Consider the following 19,758-nt stretch of genomic DNA (forward strand, 5'->3'; position numbering starts at 1 on the left):
TCGGCCCGAAGGACCGCATCGGGTCGATAACTGCCGATCCAGAAAACCGTAAGCGTAGGGCGGCATGGACCTGCAAGCCGTGGCCGCTCAGGTAGGCTACATCGACGGGGCGACGTTGGGTGCGCTCCTGCGCCAGAGGACCGGGCGCGGTGTGCGCGACCTTCGTGCCGATCTGCGCTGATGGTTTGGGTTTGCCAAAAGATCGGTGCAGCTTTACCCCACCAAGCCGGCGTTCGTTGACGCCTGCGAAGAAGGCTCGTTCAAATGAACAACATTGCTCTCGCATGCGTGGTGGTTCTAGGGCTGCTCCTGTTCGGCCTCGGATTGTCGATCTCGGCGATGCGTTTCCGTGAAGGCACCGCGTCGGGCTGCAAGCCGGACCCCGCAAACCTGCTACACAAGCTCGTCCGGGCTCATGCCAACACGGCCGAATACGCGCCGTTCCTCGCGTTGCTGTTTCTCTATCTTGGCGCGCGATCGCCTTCGACGGCGACAGTGTCGCTGATGGTCGCGGCAACCGTGTGCCGCTGCTTGCTCGTCGTCGGACTGATCGCGTGGCCGACGATGGCAAGGTTCAACCCTTTGCGGTTCGTCGGCGCACTGGGCACCTACCTGACCGGTGTGGCGCTATGTGTGTCGCTGCTGCTTTGAGATGCGACTGACGACGAGATCGCGTGTGCTTAGCGCGTGCCGACGCGCTCGTTCTTGCCCATCAGCTCAACAACGAAGTCGAGAAAAGCCCGCGTCTTTGCCGGCAGGTGATGCCGGGACGGGTAGTACGCGTATAACGGAAATCGCTCGTCTGCCCATTCGGGAAACAGATTGATCAATTGGCCGCTCGCGATCAGGGGCTCGGCACCGAGCAGCAACATCTGCGCAATTCCGGAACCGGCGAGGCATGCGTTGAGCAGGGCGCCCGGATCGTTGACCGTGAGGCGTCCCTGGGTGTCGACCACAATGCGCTTTCGCCGGCGATGGAATTCCCACGCGAACGGCTTGCCTGTCTCCGGGTTGCGAAATTCAATGCATCGGTGGCTTCGGCTTTCCAGGTCCTCGGGTTTTGTCGGTCGTCCCCAGCGAGCGATATACGCAGGCGACGCGACCGTAACAATGCCGGTATCGAGCAACTTTCTCGCGATCAGCGTAGAGGCGCGGGGCTCGCCGAATCGCACGGCGATGTCGAAGCCGTCCATGACGAGGTCGCCAAGACTGTCTCGTGCGATGAGCTCGATTTCGAGTTCCGGGTGCGCGTCCATGAACGCATCGAGTTGCGGCCCAACAATGGTCCTGTAGACGACAGGATCCAGATTGACTCTCAGCTTTCCGCGCACCGCGGAGGCGCTACCTGCCGCGGCCGCGGCTGCTTCCTCCAGCCCGGCGAGATGGGGCATGACCTGCTCGTAAAAGCGGCGGCCCTCTTCAGTGAGCGAGACGGAGCGTGTCGTTCGGTTGAAGAGCCGGATGTTGAGCTTTTTTTCCAGTCGCGCGATTGCGCGACTGACGCCCGGTGGTGTCATTCCTATGACTTCCGATGCGGCCGCGAACGTCCTCATGTCCACCACGGCGGCGAACACGCTGATGCTGCCGGACAGCTTCTCGCTACTGGATCTCATGGTTGCTCGAGTGAATGCGGGTGGTGGATCGCGACCGACTAACCGAAGGCCAACGCGCCAAAGCTGCGCCGTGCAGCGGCGCAGGATAACTCCGTCGATCATGCCGCATTGATGACTCGTTGTCACTTATCTGATGCCATCCATGTCATTTTGTTTCGGTCGGCGTTTGTCCAGAATGCGTGTCACCGAGACACCCGATGTATCCACACATGGAGAACGAGCAATGTATGCAATAACAGGAATCACCGGCCAGGTCGGCGGCGCACTGGCCCGCGAGCTGCTGGCCACGGGTCAGCCGGTGCGCGCGGTCGTGCGCGATGCGACGCGGGCAGGATCATGGGCAGAGCGAGGTTGCGAGATCGCGACGGCGTTCATGGAGGACGCTTCGTCGCTGGCCGCCGCCTTTGAAGGCGCGACCGGCGTTTTCATTCTGCCGCCTTCGGAGTTCGATCCGGCGCCCGGGTTTCCCGAAGCGCGGAAGGTGATCGAGGCTGTATCCGCAGCGCTCCTGAAGGCGCGGCCCGAAAAAGTCGTTTGCCTGTCGACGATCGGCGCACAGGCCGACGAGATCAATCTGCTCACGCAACGCACGCTGATGGAGCAGGCACTGCGCGAGATGCCGATGCCGGTGACGTTCCTGCGGCCTGGCTGGTTCATGGAAAACGCCACGTGGGATGTCGCGTCCGCGCGCGACGAGGGCGTCATTGCCAGTTACCTGCAACCGCTCGACAAGCCCGTGCCGATGGTGGCTACCGCGGACGTAGGCCGCGTTGCGGCCGAACTACTTCAGCAGACGTGGCGCGGTGTGCGCGTGGTCGAGCTCGAGGGCCCGCGCCGGGTGAGCCCCAATGATCTCGCATTGGCCTTCGCGCACGTGCTGGGTGCGCCGGTACGCGCGGAAGTTGTCGACAGGCAGACGTGGGAATCGCTGTTCCGCGGGCAGGGCATGAAGCATCCTCTGCCCCGGATGCGCATGCTGGACGGCTTCAACGAAGGCTGGATCGATTTCGAAAGCAATCCTGATGAAATCGTGCGTGGCCGCGTCGAACTGGAGACGGTTCTGCGCGAGCTTGTGTCGCGGGCAGTCTGAGCCGAGCCTCGATCCGTCGGTTTGACCGATCGCCAAGTCCTGTACGGAGCGATCGGCAACTTGGAACTATACTGGGGCAACCTGGAGGGTTCCATGACTGATCACGACAGACTGCATCCGCTACGTCCGTTCCTGAAAAATTGGGTTTGGGAGCATGGCCGAATCGGGACTCGCTATCTGGACTGCGTCGACTGCGAAATCAAGTTTGATGAAGGCAAGAAGTCGCATTTCGCAGCCGAGAAATATATCTACGTGCCGCTTGGCAACGGGGCTGACGACGATGCGTCTGTGGACGGGCCGGCGATTCAGGAGGCTGGACTTGCCCGGTTTTTGCGGGCTGCGCAGTTGGGTAAGCCGGAAGAAGCCGGTTCTGTAGCGGAGGTGCAGCGTGCAGTGCAGGACTGCGTGGAGATTGGCCTGTTCAGTGCGTATCAAGGGGAGGCTCGCAACGCATTTGCCCGATACGCGCAGGAGCCTATGTTCGACGACGAGATCCGCGCGGCGGTCGTCGACGACATCCGGCGGGTTTATGTCGGCATGCGCGAGCAACTTGGGCTGTACGATTTCAGTGTGCTCTATGGCTTGCCCCAGCCACTGCTTATCGGCGACGCGCCCTTCATCGACTGGCGCGTATCCGCGAGTCCGGCACTTCCGTTCGTGTCGCTGCCGCTGGGACCTTACTGCCTGCTGGTAGGCGCGCCATCGGGCAGGAAAAGCCGTATCGGCCCGGTGGTCTGGAAGGCCGCTGCCACGATGGGTCCGTTGAAAGACCACAACCGCCGGATCGAGGAGCAGGCACGTCTGTGGCTGGTGGCGACTACGGATGACCAACTCGTTGCTGTGCAAAGTCGCATGGTTGCGGCTAGGGGGGCCAGGGAAGGGGAGGGAAGCCCTGAGTGATGTCGACGGAAGGCAGGGCGTCGGTGGGGGCTGAATGGTGAGCGGTAGTTCGATGAGCGGTAGTCCATTGATGCGTCAGGCGGGACGCGTCATGGCGCCTATGTAATCCCCTTGACCGAGCGCGGAATGGAACTCAGACAATTACGCTATTTTCTCAGCGTCGTCGAACACGGAAGCATGGGCAAGGCAGCGCTGGAGCTCGGCGTGGTGACCTCGGCATTGAGTCAGCAGATCAGCCGTCTGGAAGGCGAACTATCGACGCGTCTGCTCCAACGCACCTCGGGCGGCGTCGTTCCGACTGACGCGGGTTTGGCGTTCTGGCGTCAGGCGCAACTCGCGCTGCGTCATATCGACGATGCAGCGCTCGCGGCCCGCTCCGCACGTCTGTCAGGCCACGTCAGCGTCGGCATGGCGCCCAGCACGGCGAGCGTGCTGGGTGTCGCATTCATGCAGGCCATGCGTTCACGCTATCCCGACGTGCGGCTGCACATGGTCGAAAGCCTGTCCGGCTATCTCGCGTCCATGCTGAGCGCGCGTCAGATCGATCTCGCCGTGCTGTTCCGCGAGGAACCCGCGCAACGCTGGAGCGTGCTGCCGCTGCTGGACGAGCGGCTGTTTCTGATCGGCGCGAGCGATCTGGATGGCATGCCGACCAGCACATCCGTCCGCCTAAAAAATCTCGGCAAGCTTCCGCTCATTCTTCCCAGCGGCACGCACGGGCTGCGTTCGCAGCTGTTATCAGCGTTCAAGCGCGCCGAATATCAGCCGAACATCGTCGCCGAAGTCGACGGCCTGGCGCTTCTGATGGACTTCGTCCGCACGGGCATCGGCGCGACGATACAGCCGGGCGCTGCGCTGGCAAGGCCCGAGAACGTAATACTAAAGAGCGTTCCCGTCGCGGAGAAATACGCCACGCGGCCAAACATGCTCGCCAGCATCTCCGACGACGAACTGTCTCCCGCCGGTCTTGCTGCGCGCGTGGTGCTCGTCGATGTCGCCCGTCAACTCGTGCAGGAAGGGCGCTGGCCAGGTGCGCGATTGCGGGACCATGGTCTTCACAAAAGATGAAGACCCGTTGACGGCCGGCTGATAGCGAAGCGGGCACTCGATCTTTACGATGCGTCTGAAAGGAGACAAGTCTAATGGTCGATGTGCTCGTAATCGGAGGAGGCAATGCCGCGCTGTGCGCCGCATTGATGGCGCGAGAAGCTGGCGCCTCCGTCCTGCTTCTCGAATCCGCGCCGCGCGAATGGCGCGGCGGCAACTCGCAACACACCCGCAATCTGCGCTGCATGCACGATGTGCCGCAGGACGTTCTCGTCGATGCCTATCCGGAAGAGGAATTCTGGCAGGACCTGCTGAAAGTCACCGGCGGCATCACGAACGAGCATCTCGCGCGGTTGACGATCCGCGCGTCGTCGTCGTGCCGGCCGTGGATGCAGAAGCACGGCGTGCGCTTCCAGCCGCCGCTCTCGGGGGCGCTGCACGTAGCGCGCACCAATGCGTTCTTCATGGGCGGCGGCAAGGCGCTCGTCAACGCGTACTACCGCAGCGCCGAAGCGCTCGGCGTCGATATCCGCTACGAAACACCAATCGATTCGCTCGAACTCGACGGCAGCCGCTTCATCGCGGCGCGCAGCGGCAGCCGGTGCTTCGAGGCACGCGCCTGCGTGCTGGCAGCGGGCGGCTTTGAATCGAATCGCGAATGGCTGCGCGAAGCGTGGGGGCAAAACGCACGCGGCGAATGGCCTGCCGACAACTTCCTGATTCGCGGCACGCGCTTCAACAAGGGCGTGCTCATCAAGCATATGACCGACGCCGGTGCGGACATGATCGGCGATCCGTCGCAGTCGCACTGCGTCGCCATCGATGCGCGCGCGCCGCTGTATGACGGCGGCATCTGTACGCGCATCGACTGCGTGTCGCTGGGCGTCGTGGTGAATCGTGACGCCGAGCGTTTCTACGACGAAGGCGAGGATTTCTGGCCGAAGCGCTATGCAATTTGGGGACGGCTCGTCGCGCACCAGCCGGGACAGATCGGCTATTCGATCATCGACTCAAAAGCAAGTGGCCGCTTCATGCCACCGGTGTTTCCCGGCGAAAAGGCCGACACGCTGCCGGAACTCGCGCGCAAGCTCGGGCTGCCGGAAGCGCGCTTCATGGAAACGCTCACACGCTATAACGATTCGTGTCGCGACGGCACTTTCGACCACACCGCGCTCGACGACTGCCACACCGAAGGCCTCGTGCCGCCCAAGACGCACTGGGCGCGGCGCCTCGATACGGCGCCGTTCTACGGTTATGCGCTGCGGCCGGGCATCACGTTCACGTATCTAGGTCTCAAAACCAACGATCGCGCGCAGGTCCACTTCGGCGGGAAAGCCAGCGAGAACCTGTTCGTGGCTGGCGAAATGATGGCTGGCAACGTGCTCGGCAAGGGCTATACGGCGGGCGTCGGCATGTCGATCGGCACGGCCTTCGGGCGCATTGCCGGGACGCAGGCCGCGCGTGCGGCACTCAAAACTATGGAGACAACCAGTGCAACAGTCTGACGCGCTCGCACCCGAACGCACACGCACGACGTTATCGCGCGATACGACAGAGGCTTCGCACGGCGGCACGGCGCGCGTGATCCCGATTTTGCCGATGAGCGCCGGAGAAACCGAAGTGGCGCGGCAGATGCAGATCTGCAATGCGTGCCGCTACTGCGAAGGATTCTGCGCCGTATTCCCGGCAATGACGCGTCGCCTCGAGTTCGGCAAGGCCGACGTCAACTACTTGGCGAATCTCTGCCACAACTGCGGCGCGTGTTATCACGCGTGCCAATACGCGCCGCCGCACGAATTCGGCGTGAACGTGCCGAAAGCGATGGCTGAGGTCCGGCTCGAGACTTACACCGAGTATGCGTTTCCTGCATCGTTCGGCGCGCTGTACAAGCGCAACGGCCTGACTTTGTCGGTTGCGCTGGCGGCCGGACTCGCGCTGTTCCTGCTGCTCGGCACGTCATTGCGCGGCAGCATGTCGGGCGATGTCGCGCGAGCGAACTTCTACGTGATCTTCCCGCACAACTTGCTCGCGGCGATGTTCGGCATCGTTTTCCTGTTCGCCAGTCTCGCGCTCGGACTGGGCGTCACGCGTTTCTGGCGCGACGTGTCGGCAGGAACGGCGAGGGCGAGCGCGCCAGCCGTCGCGGAAGCGGCCAAGCACGCGCTGACGCTCAAGTACCTGGACGGTGGCCACGGCGACGGCTGCAATGAAAAGAACGATGCCTTCACGCTGGCGCGGCGCCGTTTCCATCACCTGACGTTCTACGGCTTCATGCTGTGCTTTGCGGCAACCGCGGTCGCGACGCTCTATCACTACGCATTCGGTCTGGAAGCGCCGTATCCGTTTCTGAGCGTGCCGGTGCTGCTGGGAACGGGGGGCGGCATCGGACTGATTGCGGGGCCGGCGGGACTGCTTTGGCTGAACCTGAAACGCGTTCCGGAGCGGGGCGATGCTCGTCAGCGCCCGATGGACCGCGGCTTCATCGCGCTCCTGCTGCTGACGAGCGCATCCGGTCTCGCGTTGCTCGCGCTCCGCACGACTTCGGCAATGCCGTCGCTGCTTGCGATTCATCTCGGCATCGTGATGGCGTTGTTCGCCACGCTGCCTTACGGCAAATTCGCGCACGGCATCTTCCGTTCTGCAGCGCTGCTCAAGTCGTCGATCGAGAAGCGGCAACGCAACACATTGAACCTCGGTTCGGATTAGCAGTCACCAGGGCGCCTTGGGTGCGCATCACCATGGATAACAAGCAGGAGACACAATGAACCGTATCGAACCGATCGCCGCTTCGTCCGGCGTTTCGCCCATGACAAGGGCCGCCGCCGTGTTGCGCGTGACCAGTGGCAACTTCATCGAACAGTTCGATTTCTTTCTGTTCGGTTTCTACGCGACATCGATCTCGAGGATCTTTTTCCCTTCCACCAGCGAATTCGCGTCGCTGATGCTCACTTTCGCCGTGTTCGGCGCTGGTTTTCTCATGCGTCCGCTCGGTGCGGTCTTTCTCGGCGCGTATATCGACAAGGTCGGACGGCGCACCGGGCTGATCGTTACGCTGTCCATCATGGCGAGCGGCACCATTCTGATTGCCTGCGTGCCGGGGTACGCGACCATCGGCCTGCTCGCCCCCGCGCTCGTACTGCTCGGGCGTCTGTTGCAGGGCTTCTCGGCGGGAGCCGAACTCGGCGGCGTGTCCGTCTATCTCGCGGAAATGGCGACGCCCGGCAACAAGGGCTTTTACACGAGTTGGCAGTCGGCGAGCCAGCAGGTCGCCATCGTCATGGCGGCGGCCATCGGTTACGCTCTGAACGAGTGGCTGTCCGCACAGCAGATCGCCGCATGGGGCTGGCGCGTGCCGTTTTTTATCGGCTGCGCGATCGTGCCGTTCCTGTTCGTGTTGCGCCGTTCGCTACAGGAGACCGCGGCGTTCGAAGCGCGGCGGCATCATCCGCAGACGCGCGACATTTTTGCGATGCTGCTCGGCAACTGGCGCATCGTCGTCGGCGGCATGCTGCTGACGGCAATGACCACCACCACCTTCTATCTCATCACGGTCTATACGCCGACTTTCGGCAAGTCGGTGCTGAAGCTGTCCACCTCCGACAGCTTGATGGTGACGCTGCTCGCGGCTGCATCGAATTTCGTCTGGCTGCCGATCGGCGGCATGATCTCCGATCGCATCGGCCGCAAGCCGCTGCTGCTCGCCATTTCGGTGCTGGCGATCTTCACTGCTTATCCGGCGCTGTCCTGGCTCGCCGATGCACCGAGCTTCGCGCGGATGCTGATCGTGCTGCTGTGGTTCTCGTTCTTCTTCGGCATGTATAACGGCGCGATGGTCGCCGCGCTCACCGAAGTGATGCCGGTCGAAGTGCGCGTCGCGGGCTTCTCGCTGGCGTTCAGTCTCGCGACGGCGCTGTTCGGTGGCTTTACGCCAGCGGTATCGACGTATCTGATTCAGGTCCTGCATGACAAGGCCGCACCCGGCTACTGGCTGAGCTTCGCTGCGTTCTGCGGTTTGTGCGCGACGCTCGGACTGTACCGCCGCCGTGCGGGTAGCAACCCGTCGGTGGCATCGTCGGCCCGATAGCGATCATCCGCTGGCCACGCTCGACGAGGCCACGCTCGAAGCGGCGAACGATTGTCTGTTGGTCGGCTATTTCCCGCGCCACTCATACGAGGCGTTGCTCTCGCTTGCAGGGGCGAGTCTGGAGCGGCCTTTGAGTGTGCGCATCGAAGTATCGAACGATGAAGTCCGTTGGCATCTGATCCGCGAGGAGGGGGGCATCGGCGCGATGCCCAAGCCGATCGTGGCTTTCTACCTTTCTTGGTATGGACTGTAGGCCCAAAGCTACCATTGATGGTGCCGACTCTCGAATGACTGGTGGAGGGGCGGCAAGCGACATCCGCCGAAATCCGCCGAGAACCCCTACTGTTGTCTGATCGAACGGCACGGCGGCGTGACAATAGGCATCCTCCGCCCTTCCCCCGCAAGACCGCTCTGCTAATATTGTAGAAAATATGCAATATCCGCCGCCGCACCGGCGCTTGCTTGCCCGCCTTCCCCCAGTCCGAACCGCAACATGAACGAGAAACGCCCTGCTCTTGTCTACGCCACGCGCGCCGAAGCCGCAGCGAACGAATTGCGCCGCCGTATCCTGACAGGGGAGTATGTCGACGGCTACCAGCTTCGCCAGGATGCGCTCGCGACCGAACTCGGCATCAGCCGCATCCCGCTGCGCGAAGCGCTCGTGCAGCTCGAGAGCGAAGGGCTCGTGAAGATCCTGCCCCACAAGGGCGCGATTGTCTCGGAGCTGTCCCCGGAGGACATCACCGAACTGTTCGAATTGCGCGCGCTGCTGGAACCCGTGCTGCTGAAGAAATCGATTCCGAAGCTCACCGCCGAGGATTTCGCGCGGCTCGATGCGATTCTCGCGGAGTACAGCGAAGTGCTGCATGCGAGCCAGTCCGGACGCTGGGGCGAACTGAACACCGAACTGCATCAGCTGCTGCTGTCGCGCGCCGACCAGCCGAAGACCACGGCGATCGTCGCGTCGCTGCTGCAACAGACCGACCGTTACACGCGCGTGCAACTGTCTCTATCCGAGGCCGCGCGCGACGTGGCCGAATCCGAACACGCCGAACTCGTCTCCTTGTGTCGCAACGGCGATGCGCGCGCGGCGGCGTCACTGCTCAAGCGGCACATCGAGCATGCGGGCGGTGAGTTGAATGCGTTCCTGCGTGACCGCCGGCTGGGGCGTTGAGGTCATCCGGGCGCCAGGGCTGACATGCAGCACTAGCCTCCGGCGCAGTGAAGCGGGGTCGCATGCGATGCGCAGGCTGTCCGTGCATCGCCGGATCCCGCTTGCATCCATCATCACGCTCTCTTACCCGCCGCCGATTCCCTGCAATACCTTGCCGGTTCCGCCGCATACCGCGCATTTCTGCCCTTCGACCATGCCGGTGCCGCGGCATACTCCGCACAGATCCTCGCCGACCCCGGGCGCATCGGGCGGTCCTTCGTCGCCCGGATTCAACGGCGGGTCTTGATTCTGCCCCGCCGGCGTTCTGGTCGTCTGCATCGCACACCTCCTTTGGCGTTTCCGACGTCGCTGCGAACACGCATCGTGCGTGCCCGCTGCGACGACACGCGCCATCTCCGGCCCGCGTGCCCGAAGCGCATGACAGGCGCACCGCCCGATGACGCGACGCTCCGCATGACTATCGGAGAATCGACGTCATCGCATCGTCATTACAACGACGGCGCCCATGTCGAGCCGAACGGGTTCGACTGGTCGATGCCGGGGAAGTCGACGAACGCCTTGCTGCAGTCGAGCACGTTGCCCGGACGCGCGTTGCGGGTGGCCTCGCCGTTCACCACGACGCGGTTCGCAGTGGACGCGAACACTGGCAGGTTCACGTTGTGCAGGGTGAGGTTCGCGGCGGATGCGATCGTCGAGATCCCGTCGGGCGCGGCGGCGGTCGCGACGAGCGCTGCGAACAGGGCGAGCACGCGCGGGCGGGCGCTCGACCCGGAAAGTCGGGATCTCATGACGGATGTCTGCTGGTGAGGCAGCGTGCGCGGACGCTGCCGGGTTGGTATCGCGTCAGTCGGGCGGGCGACGGCGGCGGCCGTAGCCGCTTTGTGATCAGTCATCCTATAACGCAAGGCAAGAAACGAAAGACGGCGCTCAATACCCGGAAAACGCCACAACCCCGCGTCGATTCAAATACACGCCCCGTTCCGGAAAACGTTTCGCAAGCATCCTGCCAAACAGAGAAAGCTTTTCCCTTTATCCGGCCGTGAACTCGCTGCAGAGGTGCTTATAGGGGTATGCACCAAGTGAGTTAAACGATTAACCGACGTACATTCGCTCCCACACGTCATACAACGTATGACTGCGGCTCCTCGAAGGCCTGAGCCAGACGTATGCGCAAGCCACCCGAATCGCCGCCAAATGGCGAGCTACAACCAACAAGGAGACTGACGATGACGCACCGATTCCCCCGCTCCCGTACCGCACTGGCCATCGCGCTGATGGCCGGCTTCGCGATGTCCGCGCAGGCCCGCGTATTCCGCTCGGCGGACGTGCACGGCGACAGCTTCCCGACCAACATGGCGGTCAAGTTCATGGGTGACGAGCTGTCGAAGCTCACGGGCGGCAAGGACTCGATCAAGGTGTTCGGCAACAGCGCGCTCGGCTCCGAGAAGGACACGGTCGATCAGGTGCGGATCGGCGCGATCGACATGGCGCGCGTGAACGGCGCGTCGTTCAACGAGATCGTGCCGGAGTCGCTGATCCCGTCGTTCCCGTTCCTGTTCCGCGACGTCGACCATTTCCGCAAGGCGATGTACGGCCCGGCCGGCCAGAAGATCCTCGACGCGTTCGCGGCGAAGGGAATGATCGCGCTGACGTTCTACGAGAGCGGCGCGCGCTCGATCTACGCGAAGCGTCCGGTGCGCACGCCGGCGGACATGAAAGGGCTGAAGGTGCGCGTGCAACCATCGGACCTGATGGTCGACGAGATCCGGGCGATGGGCGGCACGCCGACGCCGATGCCGTTCGCCGAGGTGTACACGGGCCTGAAGACGGGCCTGGTCGACGCGGCGGAAAACAATCTGCCGTCGTACGAGGAAACCAAGCACTTCGAGGTGGCGCCCGACTACTCGGAGACGCAGCACGCGATGACGCCGGAAGTGCTGGTGTTCTCGAAGAAGATCTGGGACACGCTGTCGCCGCAGGAGCAGGCCGCGATCAGGAAGGCCGCGGCCGATTCGGTGCCGTACTACCAGAAGCTGTGGACCGCGCGTGAGGCGTCGGCGCAGCAGGCGGTGACGAAGGGCGGCGCGAAGATCCTGCCGGCCGCGCAGGTCGACCGCGCGGCCTTCGTGAAGGCGATGCAGCCGCTGTGGACGAAGTACGAGAAGACGCCGCAGATGAAGCAGATCGTCGACGAGATCGAGGCAACCAAGTGACCCGTCGCACTTCCCTCAACGGCGCGGCGGCCGTGGGCTCGCCGGACGCGGCGGCCGCGGACGGTGCGGCGCCGGGCCGGCCGCGCGCGGCCGCGCCGCTGTTGCGCTGCGCGAACGACCTGCTGTTCCGCGCGCTGGCCGTGATCGCGTCGCTGTGTCTCGCGGCGCTCACGCTGCTGGTGTTCTATGCGGTGGTGATGCGCTACGTGTTCGAGAACGCGCCGGATTTCGTCGAGCCGATCGCGCTGCTGCTGGTGATCGTGATCGCGATGTTCGGCGCGGCGATGAAGGTGCGCGACGGCGGCCATATCGGCCTCGACTCGCTGGTGCGGCGCCTGTCGCCGGGCCCGCGCACCGTCGTGATCGCGATCCAGCATCTGAGCCTGATCGCATTCGCGATCGCGATCATGGTCGGCTGCGGCAGCATGGCCGCCGAGACGATGGCCGACCGCATCCCGATCATCGGGCTGCCCGAAGGCGTGCGCTACCTGATCACGATTCCCGCGGCAATCGCGATCGTCCTCTTCTCGCTCGAGCACCTGCTCGCGCTTCGTCGTTCTTCGTCGGGACAATAACGCCATGGAACTCGCGATCCTGTCCGTCAGTTTTCTGATTTTCCTCGTGCTTGGCGTGCCCGTCTCGTTCGCGCTCGGCATTGCCTGCGTGCTGACCTATATGGTCGAAGGGCTGCCGATCGCGACCGCGATGCAGTCGATGATCTCGGGGATGAACGCGTTCTCGTTCCTCGCGGTGCCGTTCTTCATCTTCTCCGGCGAGCTGATGCTGCATGGCGGCATCGCGGACCGGATCCTGCGCTTCGCGCAGGCGACCGTCGGCCATTTCCGCGGCGGCCTCGGGATGGCCAACGTGGTCGCCTGCACGCTGTTCGGCGGCGTGTCGGGCTCGCCGACCGCCGATACGTCGGCGATGGGCGGCGTGGTGATTCCGCTGATGAAGCGCGAAGGCTACAGCGCGGCTTACGCGGTCAACGTGACGACGCACGCGTCGCTCGCCGGCGCGCTGATGCCGACCTCGACCAACATGATCATCTACGCGTTCGCCGCGCAGGGGATCACCGGGATGCTGCACGGCCAGCAGGTGAGCGGCGTGTCGATCGGCGACCTGCTGTTCTCCGGGCTGCTGCCGGTGTTGTGGGTGATGGGCTTCGTGCTCGTCGCCGCGTACTGGCAAGCGGTGCGTCACGGCTATCCGCGCCGTGACGACGGCTCGTCCGCGCTGCCGTCGTTCCCGGGCTGGTATGCGGTGCTGCGCAGCTTCGTCGGCGCGGTGCCGGGCCTGATGGTGATCGCGATCATCCTCGTATGTGTGGCGAAGGGGATTGCCACCGCGACCGAAGCGGCCGCGATCGCCGTCGTCTATTCGCTCGTGCTGACCGCGATCGTGTACCGCACGCTGACCGTCGCGAAGCTGCGCCGTGCGCTGTCGCATGCGGCGCGCACGACGGGCGTCGTGCTGCTGCTGATCGCCGTGTCGAACATGCTGCGCTTCCAGATGTCGTACCTGGAGATTCCGGATGCGATCGAGGGGCTGCTGAAGCAGTCGACCGCCGCGCCGTGGCTGATGCTGCTGTACATCAACATCATCCAGGTGTTCCTCGGCACGTTCGTCGACATGGCCGCGCACATCCTGATCACGACGCCGCTGTTCCTGCCGATCGCGATGGCGTGCGGCGTCGGGCCGGTGCAGTTCGGGATCATGCTGCTGCTGAACTGCTCGCTCGGCCTCGTGCACCCGCCGATCGGCTCGGTGCAGTTCGTCGGCTGCGCGATCGGCAATGTGTCGATCGGCGAGACGACGAAGATGGCGTGGCCGTACTACCTCGCGATCTTCAGTGCGATCAACATCGTCACGTATATGCCGTTCTTCTCGACCTGGCTGCCGAGCCTGATCAGCGGCCATGCGGTGTTCTGACCGTGCGCTCTCCCTCGCGCGGCGCCGGACGACCGTGGTGGTCCGGCGCCGTCATCACGTCAACGGTTTTTTTCACGTATCGCGTATCACGTATAGCGTATCCCCATGAACCACAAGACAGCATGGCGCGCCGTCGCGGCCGCCGCATTCGCGCTGGCCGCATCGCTCGCGCATGCCGCGACGTATGCATACGTATCGAACGGTGACAGCCGCGACATCTCGGTGTTCGGCGTCGACATGTCGAGCGGCGCGCTTCGCGCGATCGAAACCGTGCCGGTCGACGGCACCGTGATGCCGATGGCGTTGTCGCCCGATCATCATCGGCTGTACGCGGCGCTGCGCTCGACGCCGTATCGCGTCGTCAGCTTCGCGATCAATCCGCTCGACGGGCGGCTGATCGAGCTGGGCCGTGCGCCGCTCGCGGACAGCATGGCGTATGTGTCGACCGATGCGTCGGGCCGCTACCTGTTCTCCGCGTCGTACGGCGGCAACCTGCTCGCGGTCAACCGGATCGGCGAGAACGGCGTGGCCGGCGACGTGCAGCAGACGGTGAAGACGGGGCCGATGGCGCATGCGATCCGCCAGTCGCCGGACGGCCGCTACGCGTTCGCGTCGGTGCTCGGCGCCGACGCATGGCTGCGCCTGCCGTTCGATGCGTCGACCGGCAAGCTGACCGACACGGCCGAGCCAGCTTACCGGCTGCCTGAGAAGTCGGGGCCGCGCCATTTCGTGTTTTCGTCGAACGGGCGGTTCGCATACCTGATCGACGAGCTCGACGGCAAGCTGCACGTGCTGGCGCTGTCGCATGGCGGCGCCGATGCGCGGCCTATCCAGACCGTGTCGATCCTGCCGCCGGATTTTCATGGCGACAAGCCGTGGGGCGCGGACCTGCACCTGACGCCGGACGGCAAATTCCTCTACGCGTCGGAGCGCACGTCGAGCACGCTCGCGGCGTACCGGGTCGATGCGGCGTCGGGCAAGCTCGCGCGGATCGGCACGTTCGCGACCGAGCGGCAGCCGCGCGGCTTCGCGATCGATCCGTCGGGCACGTATCTGCTCGCGGCCGGCCAACTGTCGCCGACGCTCGCGGTGTATCGCATCGACCGGCACACCGGCCACCTCGACGCGATCGGCAAGTATCCGGTCGGCAAGGGCGCGAACTGGGTCGAGATCGTCACGTACGACGGGACGAACTGATCCGCGCGACGAAGCGCAATCGACTCAAGTTGAACCAGCCGCGGTCGTTAACCGACTAGGGATAACTTCGAGAGTCGATTCACCATGCGCGATCTGAAGGTAAAAAACAGTTTGCTCGCCGTGCTGGCCACGTTTGCAGCGATGATCATCGTCGGCGGCATCGTCGGGGTCGTTGCGCTCGGCAGCGCGAACACGAATGCGAAGCGCCTGCACGCAATCGCAACGCAGACGTCGCTCGTCAACGATGCGTACAAGGACAGCACGCGTACCCGCTCGGCGCTCGTACGTGCGTATTCGGCACTGAAGGAACACAACGACCCGGCGCAGCGCGACTCGGCCTTGCAAAGCGCGCAGCGCACGTTCGATCTGTCGGCGAAGGAAACGCAGGCGTTCAAGGACACCACGCCGATCGGCAGCCTCGGTGCCGACCTGAAGCAGGCGCTGGTCGAATCGTCGACGCATCTCGCGAGCGTCCTCGCCCGCGCGAGCGACGCGCTGCGCAACGGCGATACCGCCGCGTATGCGGAGATCAACGACAAGGAAATCACGCTCGCCGGCCAGGTGTATTCGGCGAACGTCGAGAAATTCCAGCGCACGGCCAACCAGCTGGCGGAAGACACGATCGACGACGACAATGCCGCGTACACGCGCATCGTCGCGATGGTCGGCATCGGTGTCGCGCTGGCGCTCGCGCTGATCGCCGCGACGCACTTCGCGTTGCGCGCGATCGTGTCGCGGCCGCTCGCGAACGCGGCCGCGCTGCTCGACCGGATCGCGTCGAACGACCTGACCGTGAACGTGCCCGATGCCGGCCGCAACGAAATCGGCCAGTTGTTCGCGGCGATGAAGCGGATGCAGACCGGCCTCGCGACGACGGTCACCGGCATGCGCGACAGCAGCGACGCGATCCACACGGCCGCGCGCGAGATCGCCGCGGGCAACCTCGACCTGTCGAGCCGCACTGAACAGCAGTCGGCATCGCTCGAGGAGACGGCCGCGAGCATGGAGCAGCTGACGTCGACGGTACGTCAGAACGCGGACAACGCGCAGCAGGCGAGCACGCTCGCCGCGAGCGCGGCGGACCTCGCCCAGCAGGGCGGCGAACTGGTCGGCCGCGCGGTCGACATGATGGGCGTGATCAACACGAGCTCGCAGAAGATCGCGGAGATCACCGCGATGATCGACGGCATCGCGTTCCAGACCAACATCCTCGCGCTCAACGCGGCGGTCGAATCGGCACGCGCGGGCGAGCACGGGCGCGGCTTCGCGGTGGTCGCGGGCGAGGTGCGCACGCTGGCCCAGCGCAGCGCGGGCGCCGCGCGCGAGATCCGGCAGCTGATCGGCGCGTCGATCGACGACGTGCGCGACGGCAATGCGCTCGTGTCGCAGGCCGGGCGCGCGATGGACGAGATCGTGTCGTCGGTGCGGCGCGTGGCGACGATCATGACCGAGATCACGACGGCCACCGTCGAGCAGAGCGCGGGTATCGATCAGGTCGGCCAGGCGGTCACGCAGATGGACCAGATGACGCAGCAGAACGCGGCGCTCGTCGAACAGGCGAGTGCCGCCGCGAGCGCGCTCGAGCAGCAGGCCGGTTCGATGCAGGCCGCGATGTCGGTGTTCCGGATTGCGCGGGCGTGCTGAACGGGAAGCAACCGGGCGGTGACGACGCGCACGGCTGCGTCGCCTCGCGAACCGGACGGCGATCGGTCGTGCGCATCGTCACCTACCTGTGCGATGATGCGCGGCGCCGCGTTTCCTGAAACGCGCCACCGACCCAGCGCCCGTTTGCGGGCGACTGCCGAATCATCGTCATATCCGGAGGCCCGATGCCCACTCGAATCGTTCACGGCAACACGCTGCATTACCAGGATCACGGCACCGGCTTTCCGGTGCTGCTGGGGCACAGCTATCTGTGGGACGCGGCGATGTGGGCGCCGCAGATCGACGCGTTGTCCACCCGCTATCGCGTGATCGTGCCGGACCTGTGGGGGCATGGCGCGTCGGGTCCGTTGCCCGCCGGAACGCAGACGCTCGACGATCTCGCCGCACACGCGAGCGCATTGCTCGATGCGCTGGAGATCGAGCAATGCGCGGTCGTCGGGCTCAGCGTCGGCGGGATGTGGGGCGCGCGGCTCGCGTTGCGCGAACCGCGGCGCGTGCGCTCGCTCGTGCTGATGGATGCGTCGCTCGAGGCCGAGCCCGACGCGACGCGGCTGCGCTACTTCGCGATGCTCGATGCGATCGAGGCCGCCGGCAGCATCGTGCCGCCGCTGCTCGACGCGATCGTGCCGCTGTTCTTCCGGCCGGACGTGAACCTCGCCGACCCGGTGCCGAGCGCGTTTCGCGCGGCGCTCGCGAAGCTGCCGGCCGACCGGCTGCGGGAATCGATCGGCCCGCTCGGCCGGCTGATCTTCGGGCGACCGGATACGCTGGCCGCGCTCGCCGACCTGGACGGCGAACGCACGCTGCTGATGTGCGGCGCGGGCGACATGGCGCGCCCGCCGTCCGAGACGGTGAAGATGGCGAGCGTGATCGGCTGCCGCCACACGCTGGTGCCGGACGCCGGCCATATCTCGAACCTGGAGAATCCCGCGTTCGTCACGCGGATGCTGCTCGACTGGTTCGACGAACAGCTGCTCGCGGCGGGCTGACCGTCATGCGCGCGACGCCGGCGGCGGATGCCGCGCGGCGTCGTGTGATGCGGGCCTGCGTGTTGTGTGTTGCGCGTGTTACGCGCGTTCACCGATCGGCGTGAACTTGCGGTCGCGCACGCGGCCTTCGTCGGCGCCGCGGCGAATCAGGTCCTGCGCTTCCGCACGGCTCGCGACGCATGGCGCGGAACCGGGCAGCGGCCGCCGCGCGGTTTCGCGCACCGCGAGCACCGACACGATGCCGATGAACGACGCACCCATCAGGTAGTAGGCCGGCATCATCAGGTCGCCAGTGCGATCGACGAGCCATGCGGTGACGAGCGGCGTCGTGCCGCCGAACAGCGACACCGATACGTTGAAGCCGATCGCGAGCGCGCCGTAGCGGATCCGCGTCGGGAACAGCGCGGGCAGCGCGGACGGCATCACTCCGGTGAAAGTCGACAGCAGCGTGCCGTAGATCAGCATCCCGCCGAACACGGGCAGCATCCCGCCCGTGCGGATCAGCAGCAGCGCCGGCACCGACAGCACGAGCAGGCCGACGCAGCCGGCCATCATCACCGGCTTGCGGCCGACGCGGTCCGACAGATGGCCCGCGTAGAGCGTCATCGGCATCATCAGCACCATCACGATCAGCACCATGAAGAGGCCGTGCGTCTCGTTGAAGTGCAGCGTCGCCGACAGGTAGTTCGGCAGGTACGACAGCGCCATGTAGTCGGTCACGTTGAAGATCAGCACCAGGCCGACGCACTGGAGCAGCGGCTTCCACTGTTCGACGAGCAGCGTGCCGAACGACTGCTTCGGGCGCGAGCGCTCGTCCGCTTCGCGCGATTCGGCTTCCTTCTTGAACGCGGGCGTTTCCTCGAGCTTGAGCCGCACGTACAGGCCGACGAGGCCGAGCGGCCCGGCGATGAAGAACGGCACGCGCCAGCCCCACGACAGCAGCGCATCCTGCGACAGCGTGGCCGTGAGCACCGCGACGGTGGCCGCGCCGAGCGTGTAGCCGATCAGCGTACCGAACTCGAGGAAGCTGCCCATGAAGCCGCGGCGCTTGTCGGTCGCGAACTCGGCGATGAAGGTGGCGGCGCCGCCGTATTCGCCGCCGGTCGAGAAGCCCTGCACGAGGCGGGCGACGAGCAGCAGCACGGGCGCCATGATACCGATCGACGCGTAGCTGGGGATCAGGCCGATCGCGAAGGTGCCGACGGCCATCATGATCATCGTCGCGGCGAGTACGCGCTGGCGGCCGATGCGGTCGCCCAGCGGGCCGAACACCATGCCGCCGAGCGGGCGCACGAGGAACGCGGCCGCGAACGTGCCGAAGGTCGCGAGCAGCTGCGCGGACGGGCTGCTCGACGGGAAGAACACCTTGCCGAGCGTGACGGCGATATAGCTGTAGACGCCGAAGTCGAACCATTCCATCGCGTTGCCGAACGCCATGGCCCCGACCGCGCGTTTCAGGACGGCCGGGTCGACGATCGTGATGTCGTCCAGCTTCAGGGCCTTGCGCGAAGACCGGGCTTTCGCGGGGTGCGCTTGCGATGAACTCAAGGAACGCTCCTGGAAGGAGCCTTCGCGGCCGGCCGAGCGGGCGCACGGGGGGCGGGCGCGGACCCGTCGGGGACGAAGGCGGTTGTCTCTGGATCGCCGTGATGTCGAGGGCGCGGCGCGCGCCACGCGACACCCGGCAAGGGTGTGTTGGTGTAAAGCAGTGTAGAGAAACGGGGAAAGCGGACTATCGGTCATGCGCCCGGAAACCGGTCGTAAACGACACGGATGGCGCAGGCGGGCAACTCGTCGTGCCGGCTCCCGGCAAGGTCCGGCGGTCCGGGCAGCGTCGATGGTGGTCTATACCGG

The 19,758-nt window shown here is 65.1% G+C and carries 18 protein-coding genes and 2 pseudogenes; 16 read left to right on the forward strand and 4 right to left on the reverse strand.

Translation table 11 applies throughout. The annotated features are described in order from the left end of the window. Positions 1-61: 61 nt before the first annotated feature. A pseudogene (locus FFI87_RS35085) lies at positions 62-181 on the forward strand (AraC family transcriptional regulator); the annotation flags it as partial. A gap of 83 nt (positions 182-264) precedes the next feature. After that, the gene (locus FFI87_RS30015) at positions 265-651 is read left to right on the forward strand and encodes an MAPEG family protein (protein WP_138850801.1); all 387 of its coding nucleotides are present in this window, start codon (positions 265-267) and stop codon (positions 649-651) included. 29 nt (positions 652-680) lie between these two features. Here the strand turns inward: FFI87_RS30015 and FFI87_RS30020 are convergent, their stop codons facing one another. Next, positions 681-1,613 carry a LysR family transcriptional regulator gene (locus FFI87_RS30020; RefSeq protein WP_138850802.1) on the reverse strand — a complete coding sequence of 311 codons (933 nt, stop codon included), beginning with the start codon at positions 1,611-1,613 and terminating at the stop codon, positions 681-683. Between the two features lie 223 nt (positions 1,614-1,836). On the opposite strand from FFI87_RS30020, the gene FFI87_RS30025 reads away from it, so the two are divergent. The 8 genes from FFI87_RS30025 (at position 1,837) to FFI87_RS30060 (ending at position 9,908) form a co-directional block, all read left to right on the forward strand. After that, positions 1,837-2,703: an NmrA family NAD(P)-binding protein gene (locus FFI87_RS30025; protein WP_138850803.1), complete on the forward strand. Its 867-nt coding sequence runs from the start codon at positions 1,837-1,839 to the stop codon at positions 2,701-2,703. Positions 2,704-2,796: 93 nt separating this feature from the next. Then, entirely contained in the window at positions 2,797-3,603 is an 807-nt protein-coding gene (locus FFI87_RS30030) for a hypothetical protein (protein ID WP_138850804.1), read from the forward strand. Between the two features lie 126 nt (positions 3,604-3,729). Next, positions 3,730-4,671 (forward strand): LysR family transcriptional regulator, encoded by a 942-nt coding sequence (locus FFI87_RS30035; RefSeq protein ID WP_012372223.1) that lies wholly within the window; start codon positions 3,730-3,732, stop codon positions 4,669-4,671. Positions 4,672-4,745: 74 nt separating this feature from the next. Next, positions 4,746-6,155, forward strand: a complete 1,410-nt coding sequence (gene tcuA / locus FFI87_RS30040; RefSeq protein ID WP_012372224.1) for an FAD-dependent tricarballylate dehydrogenase TcuA — start codon at positions 4,746-4,748, stop codon at positions 6,153-6,155. Beyond that, the gene (gene tcuB / locus FFI87_RS30045; RefSeq protein ID WP_138850805.1) at positions 6,142-7,356 is read left to right on the forward strand and encodes a tricarballylate utilization 4Fe-4S protein TcuB; all 1,215 of its coding nucleotides are present in this window, start codon (positions 6,142-6,144) and stop codon (positions 7,354-7,356) included. The genes tcuA and tcuB overlap by 14 nt, the downstream gene beginning before the upstream one ends. A gap of 55 nt (positions 7,357-7,411) precedes the next feature. Beyond that, positions 7,412-8,734, forward strand: coding sequence for an MFS transporter (locus FFI87_RS30050; RefSeq protein WP_138850806.1), 1,323 nt, complete (start codon positions 7,412-7,414; stop codon positions 8,732-8,734). A 58-nt stretch (positions 8,735-8,792) separates the two neighbouring features. Continuing rightward, complete coding sequence (locus tag FFI87_RS30055) at positions 8,793-8,987, forward strand: hypothetical protein (protein WP_138850807.1); 195 nt, start codon at positions 8,793-8,795, stop codon at positions 8,985-8,987. Between the two features lie 240 nt (positions 8,988-9,227). Beyond that, entirely contained in the window at positions 9,228-9,908 is a 681-nt protein-coding gene (locus FFI87_RS30060; RefSeq protein ID WP_138850808.1) for a GntR family transcriptional regulator, read from the forward strand. A gap of 123 nt (positions 9,909-10,031) precedes the next feature. Here the strand turns inward: FFI87_RS30060 and FFI87_RS30065 are convergent, their stop codons facing one another. Together FFI87_RS30065 and FFI87_RS30070 are read right to left on the reverse strand one after the other, a co-directional pair. Further along, complete coding sequence (locus FFI87_RS30065) at positions 10,032-10,226, reverse strand: hypothetical protein (RefSeq protein ID WP_006750620.1); 195 nt, start codon at positions 10,224-10,226, stop codon at positions 10,032-10,034. Positions 10,227-10,396: 170 nt separating this feature from the next. Continuing rightward, positions 10,397-10,624: pseudogene (locus FFI87_RS30070) on the reverse strand (endopolygalacturonase); the annotation flags it as partial. 510 nt (positions 10,625-11,134) lie between these two features. Between FFI87_RS30070 and FFI87_RS30075 the strand changes: the two are divergent. The 6 genes from FFI87_RS30075 (at position 11,135) to FFI87_RS30100 (ending at position 17,904) form a co-directional block, all read left to right on the forward strand. Further along, positions 11,135-12,121 (forward strand): TRAP transporter substrate-binding protein, encoded by a 987-nt coding sequence (locus tag FFI87_RS30075; protein WP_138850809.1) that lies wholly within the window; start codon positions 11,135-11,137, stop codon positions 12,119-12,121. Further along, positions 12,118-12,696, forward strand: coding sequence for a TRAP transporter small permease (locus FFI87_RS30080; protein ID WP_012372229.1), 579 nt, complete (start codon positions 12,118-12,120; stop codon positions 12,694-12,696). Before FFI87_RS30075 ends, FFI87_RS30080 begins: the two co-directional genes overlap by 4 nt. A 4-nt stretch (positions 12,697-12,700) precedes the next feature. After that, positions 12,701-14,053, forward strand: coding sequence for a TRAP transporter large permease (locus FFI87_RS30085; RefSeq protein WP_138850810.1), 1,353 nt, complete (start codon positions 12,701-12,703; stop codon positions 14,051-14,053). Between the two features lie 105 nt (positions 14,054-14,158). Continuing rightward, the gene (locus tag FFI87_RS30090; protein WP_138850811.1) at positions 14,159-15,250 is read left to right on the forward strand and encodes a lactonase family protein; all 1,092 of its coding nucleotides are present in this window, start codon (positions 14,159-14,161) and stop codon (positions 15,248-15,250) included. Positions 15,251-15,334: 84 nt separating this feature from the next. Beyond that, positions 15,335-16,894 carry a methyl-accepting chemotaxis protein gene (locus FFI87_RS30095; protein ID WP_138850812.1) on the forward strand — a complete coding sequence of 520 codons (1,560 nt, stop codon included), beginning with the start codon at positions 15,335-15,337 and terminating at the stop codon, positions 16,892-16,894. Positions 16,895-17,079: 185 nt separating this feature from the next. Beyond that, positions 17,080-17,904 (forward strand): alpha/beta fold hydrolase, encoded by an 825-nt coding sequence (locus tag FFI87_RS30100; protein WP_138850813.1) that lies wholly within the window; start codon positions 17,080-17,082, stop codon positions 17,902-17,904. Positions 17,905-17,982: 78 nt separating this feature from the next. Here the strand turns inward: FFI87_RS30100 and proP are convergent, their stop codons facing one another. Next, entirely contained in the window at positions 17,983-19,452 is a 1,470-nt protein-coding gene (proP, locus tag FFI87_RS30105; protein WP_138850814.1) for a glycine betaine/L-proline transporter ProP, read from the reverse strand. Positions 19,453-19,758: the final 306 nt, after the last annotated feature.

The organism is Burkholderia sp. KBS0801 (genome assembly GCF_005937855.2).
Taxonomy (GTDB): Bacteria; Pseudomonadota; Gammaproteobacteria; order Burkholderiales; family Burkholderiaceae; genus Burkholderia; species Burkholderia ambifaria.

Coding starts and splice junctions, on each gene's coding strand:
- FFI87_RS30075 (WP_138850809.1), top strand. CDS start 11,135: ATGACGCACCGATTCCCCCGCTCCCGTACCGCACTGGCCATCGCGCTG.
- FFI87_RS30025 (WP_138850803.1), top strand. CDS start 1,837: ATGTATGCAATAACAGGAATCACCGGCCAGGTCGGCGGCGCACTGGCC.
- FFI87_RS30035 (WP_012372223.1), top strand. CDS start 3,730: ATGGAACTCAGACAATTACGCTATTTTCTCAGCGTCGTCGAACACGGA.
- FFI87_RS30065 (WP_006750620.1), bottom strand. CDS start 10,226: ATGCAGACGACCAGAACGCCGGCGGGGCAGAATCAAGACCCGCCGTTG.
- FFI87_RS30100 (WP_138850813.1), top strand. CDS start 17,080: ATGCCCACTCGAATCGTTCACGGCAACACGCTGCATTACCAGGATCAC.
- FFI87_RS30050 (WP_138850806.1), top strand. CDS start 7,412: ATGAACCGTATCGAACCGATCGCCGCTTCGTCCGGCGTTTCGCCCATG.
- FFI87_RS30095 (WP_138850812.1), top strand. CDS start 15,335: ATGCGCGATCTGAAGGTAAAAAACAGTTTGCTCGCCGTGCTGGCCACG.
- FFI87_RS30020 (WP_138850802.1), bottom strand. CDS start 1,613: ATGAGATCCAGTAGCGAGAAGCTGTCCGGCAGCATCAGCGTGTTCGCC.
- FFI87_RS30090 (WP_138850811.1), top strand. CDS start 14,159: ATGAACCACAAGACAGCATGGCGCGCCGTCGCGGCCGCCGCATTCGCG.
- FFI87_RS30060 (WP_138850808.1), top strand. CDS start 9,228: ATGAACGAGAAACGCCCTGCTCTTGTCTACGCCACGCGCGCCGAAGCC.
- FFI87_RS30015 (WP_138850801.1), top strand. CDS start 265: ATGAACAACATTGCTCTCGCATGCGTGGTGGTTCTAGGGCTGCTCCTG.
- FFI87_RS30085 (WP_138850810.1), top strand. CDS start 12,701: ATGGAACTCGCGATCCTGTCCGTCAGTTTTCTGATTTTCCTCGTGCTT.
- FFI87_RS30030 (WP_138850804.1), top strand. CDS start 2,797: ATGACTGATCACGACAGACTGCATCCGCTACGTCCGTTCCTGAAAAAT.
- tcuA (WP_012372224.1), top strand. CDS start 4,746: ATGGTCGATGTGCTCGTAATCGGAGGAGGCAATGCCGCGCTGTGCGCC.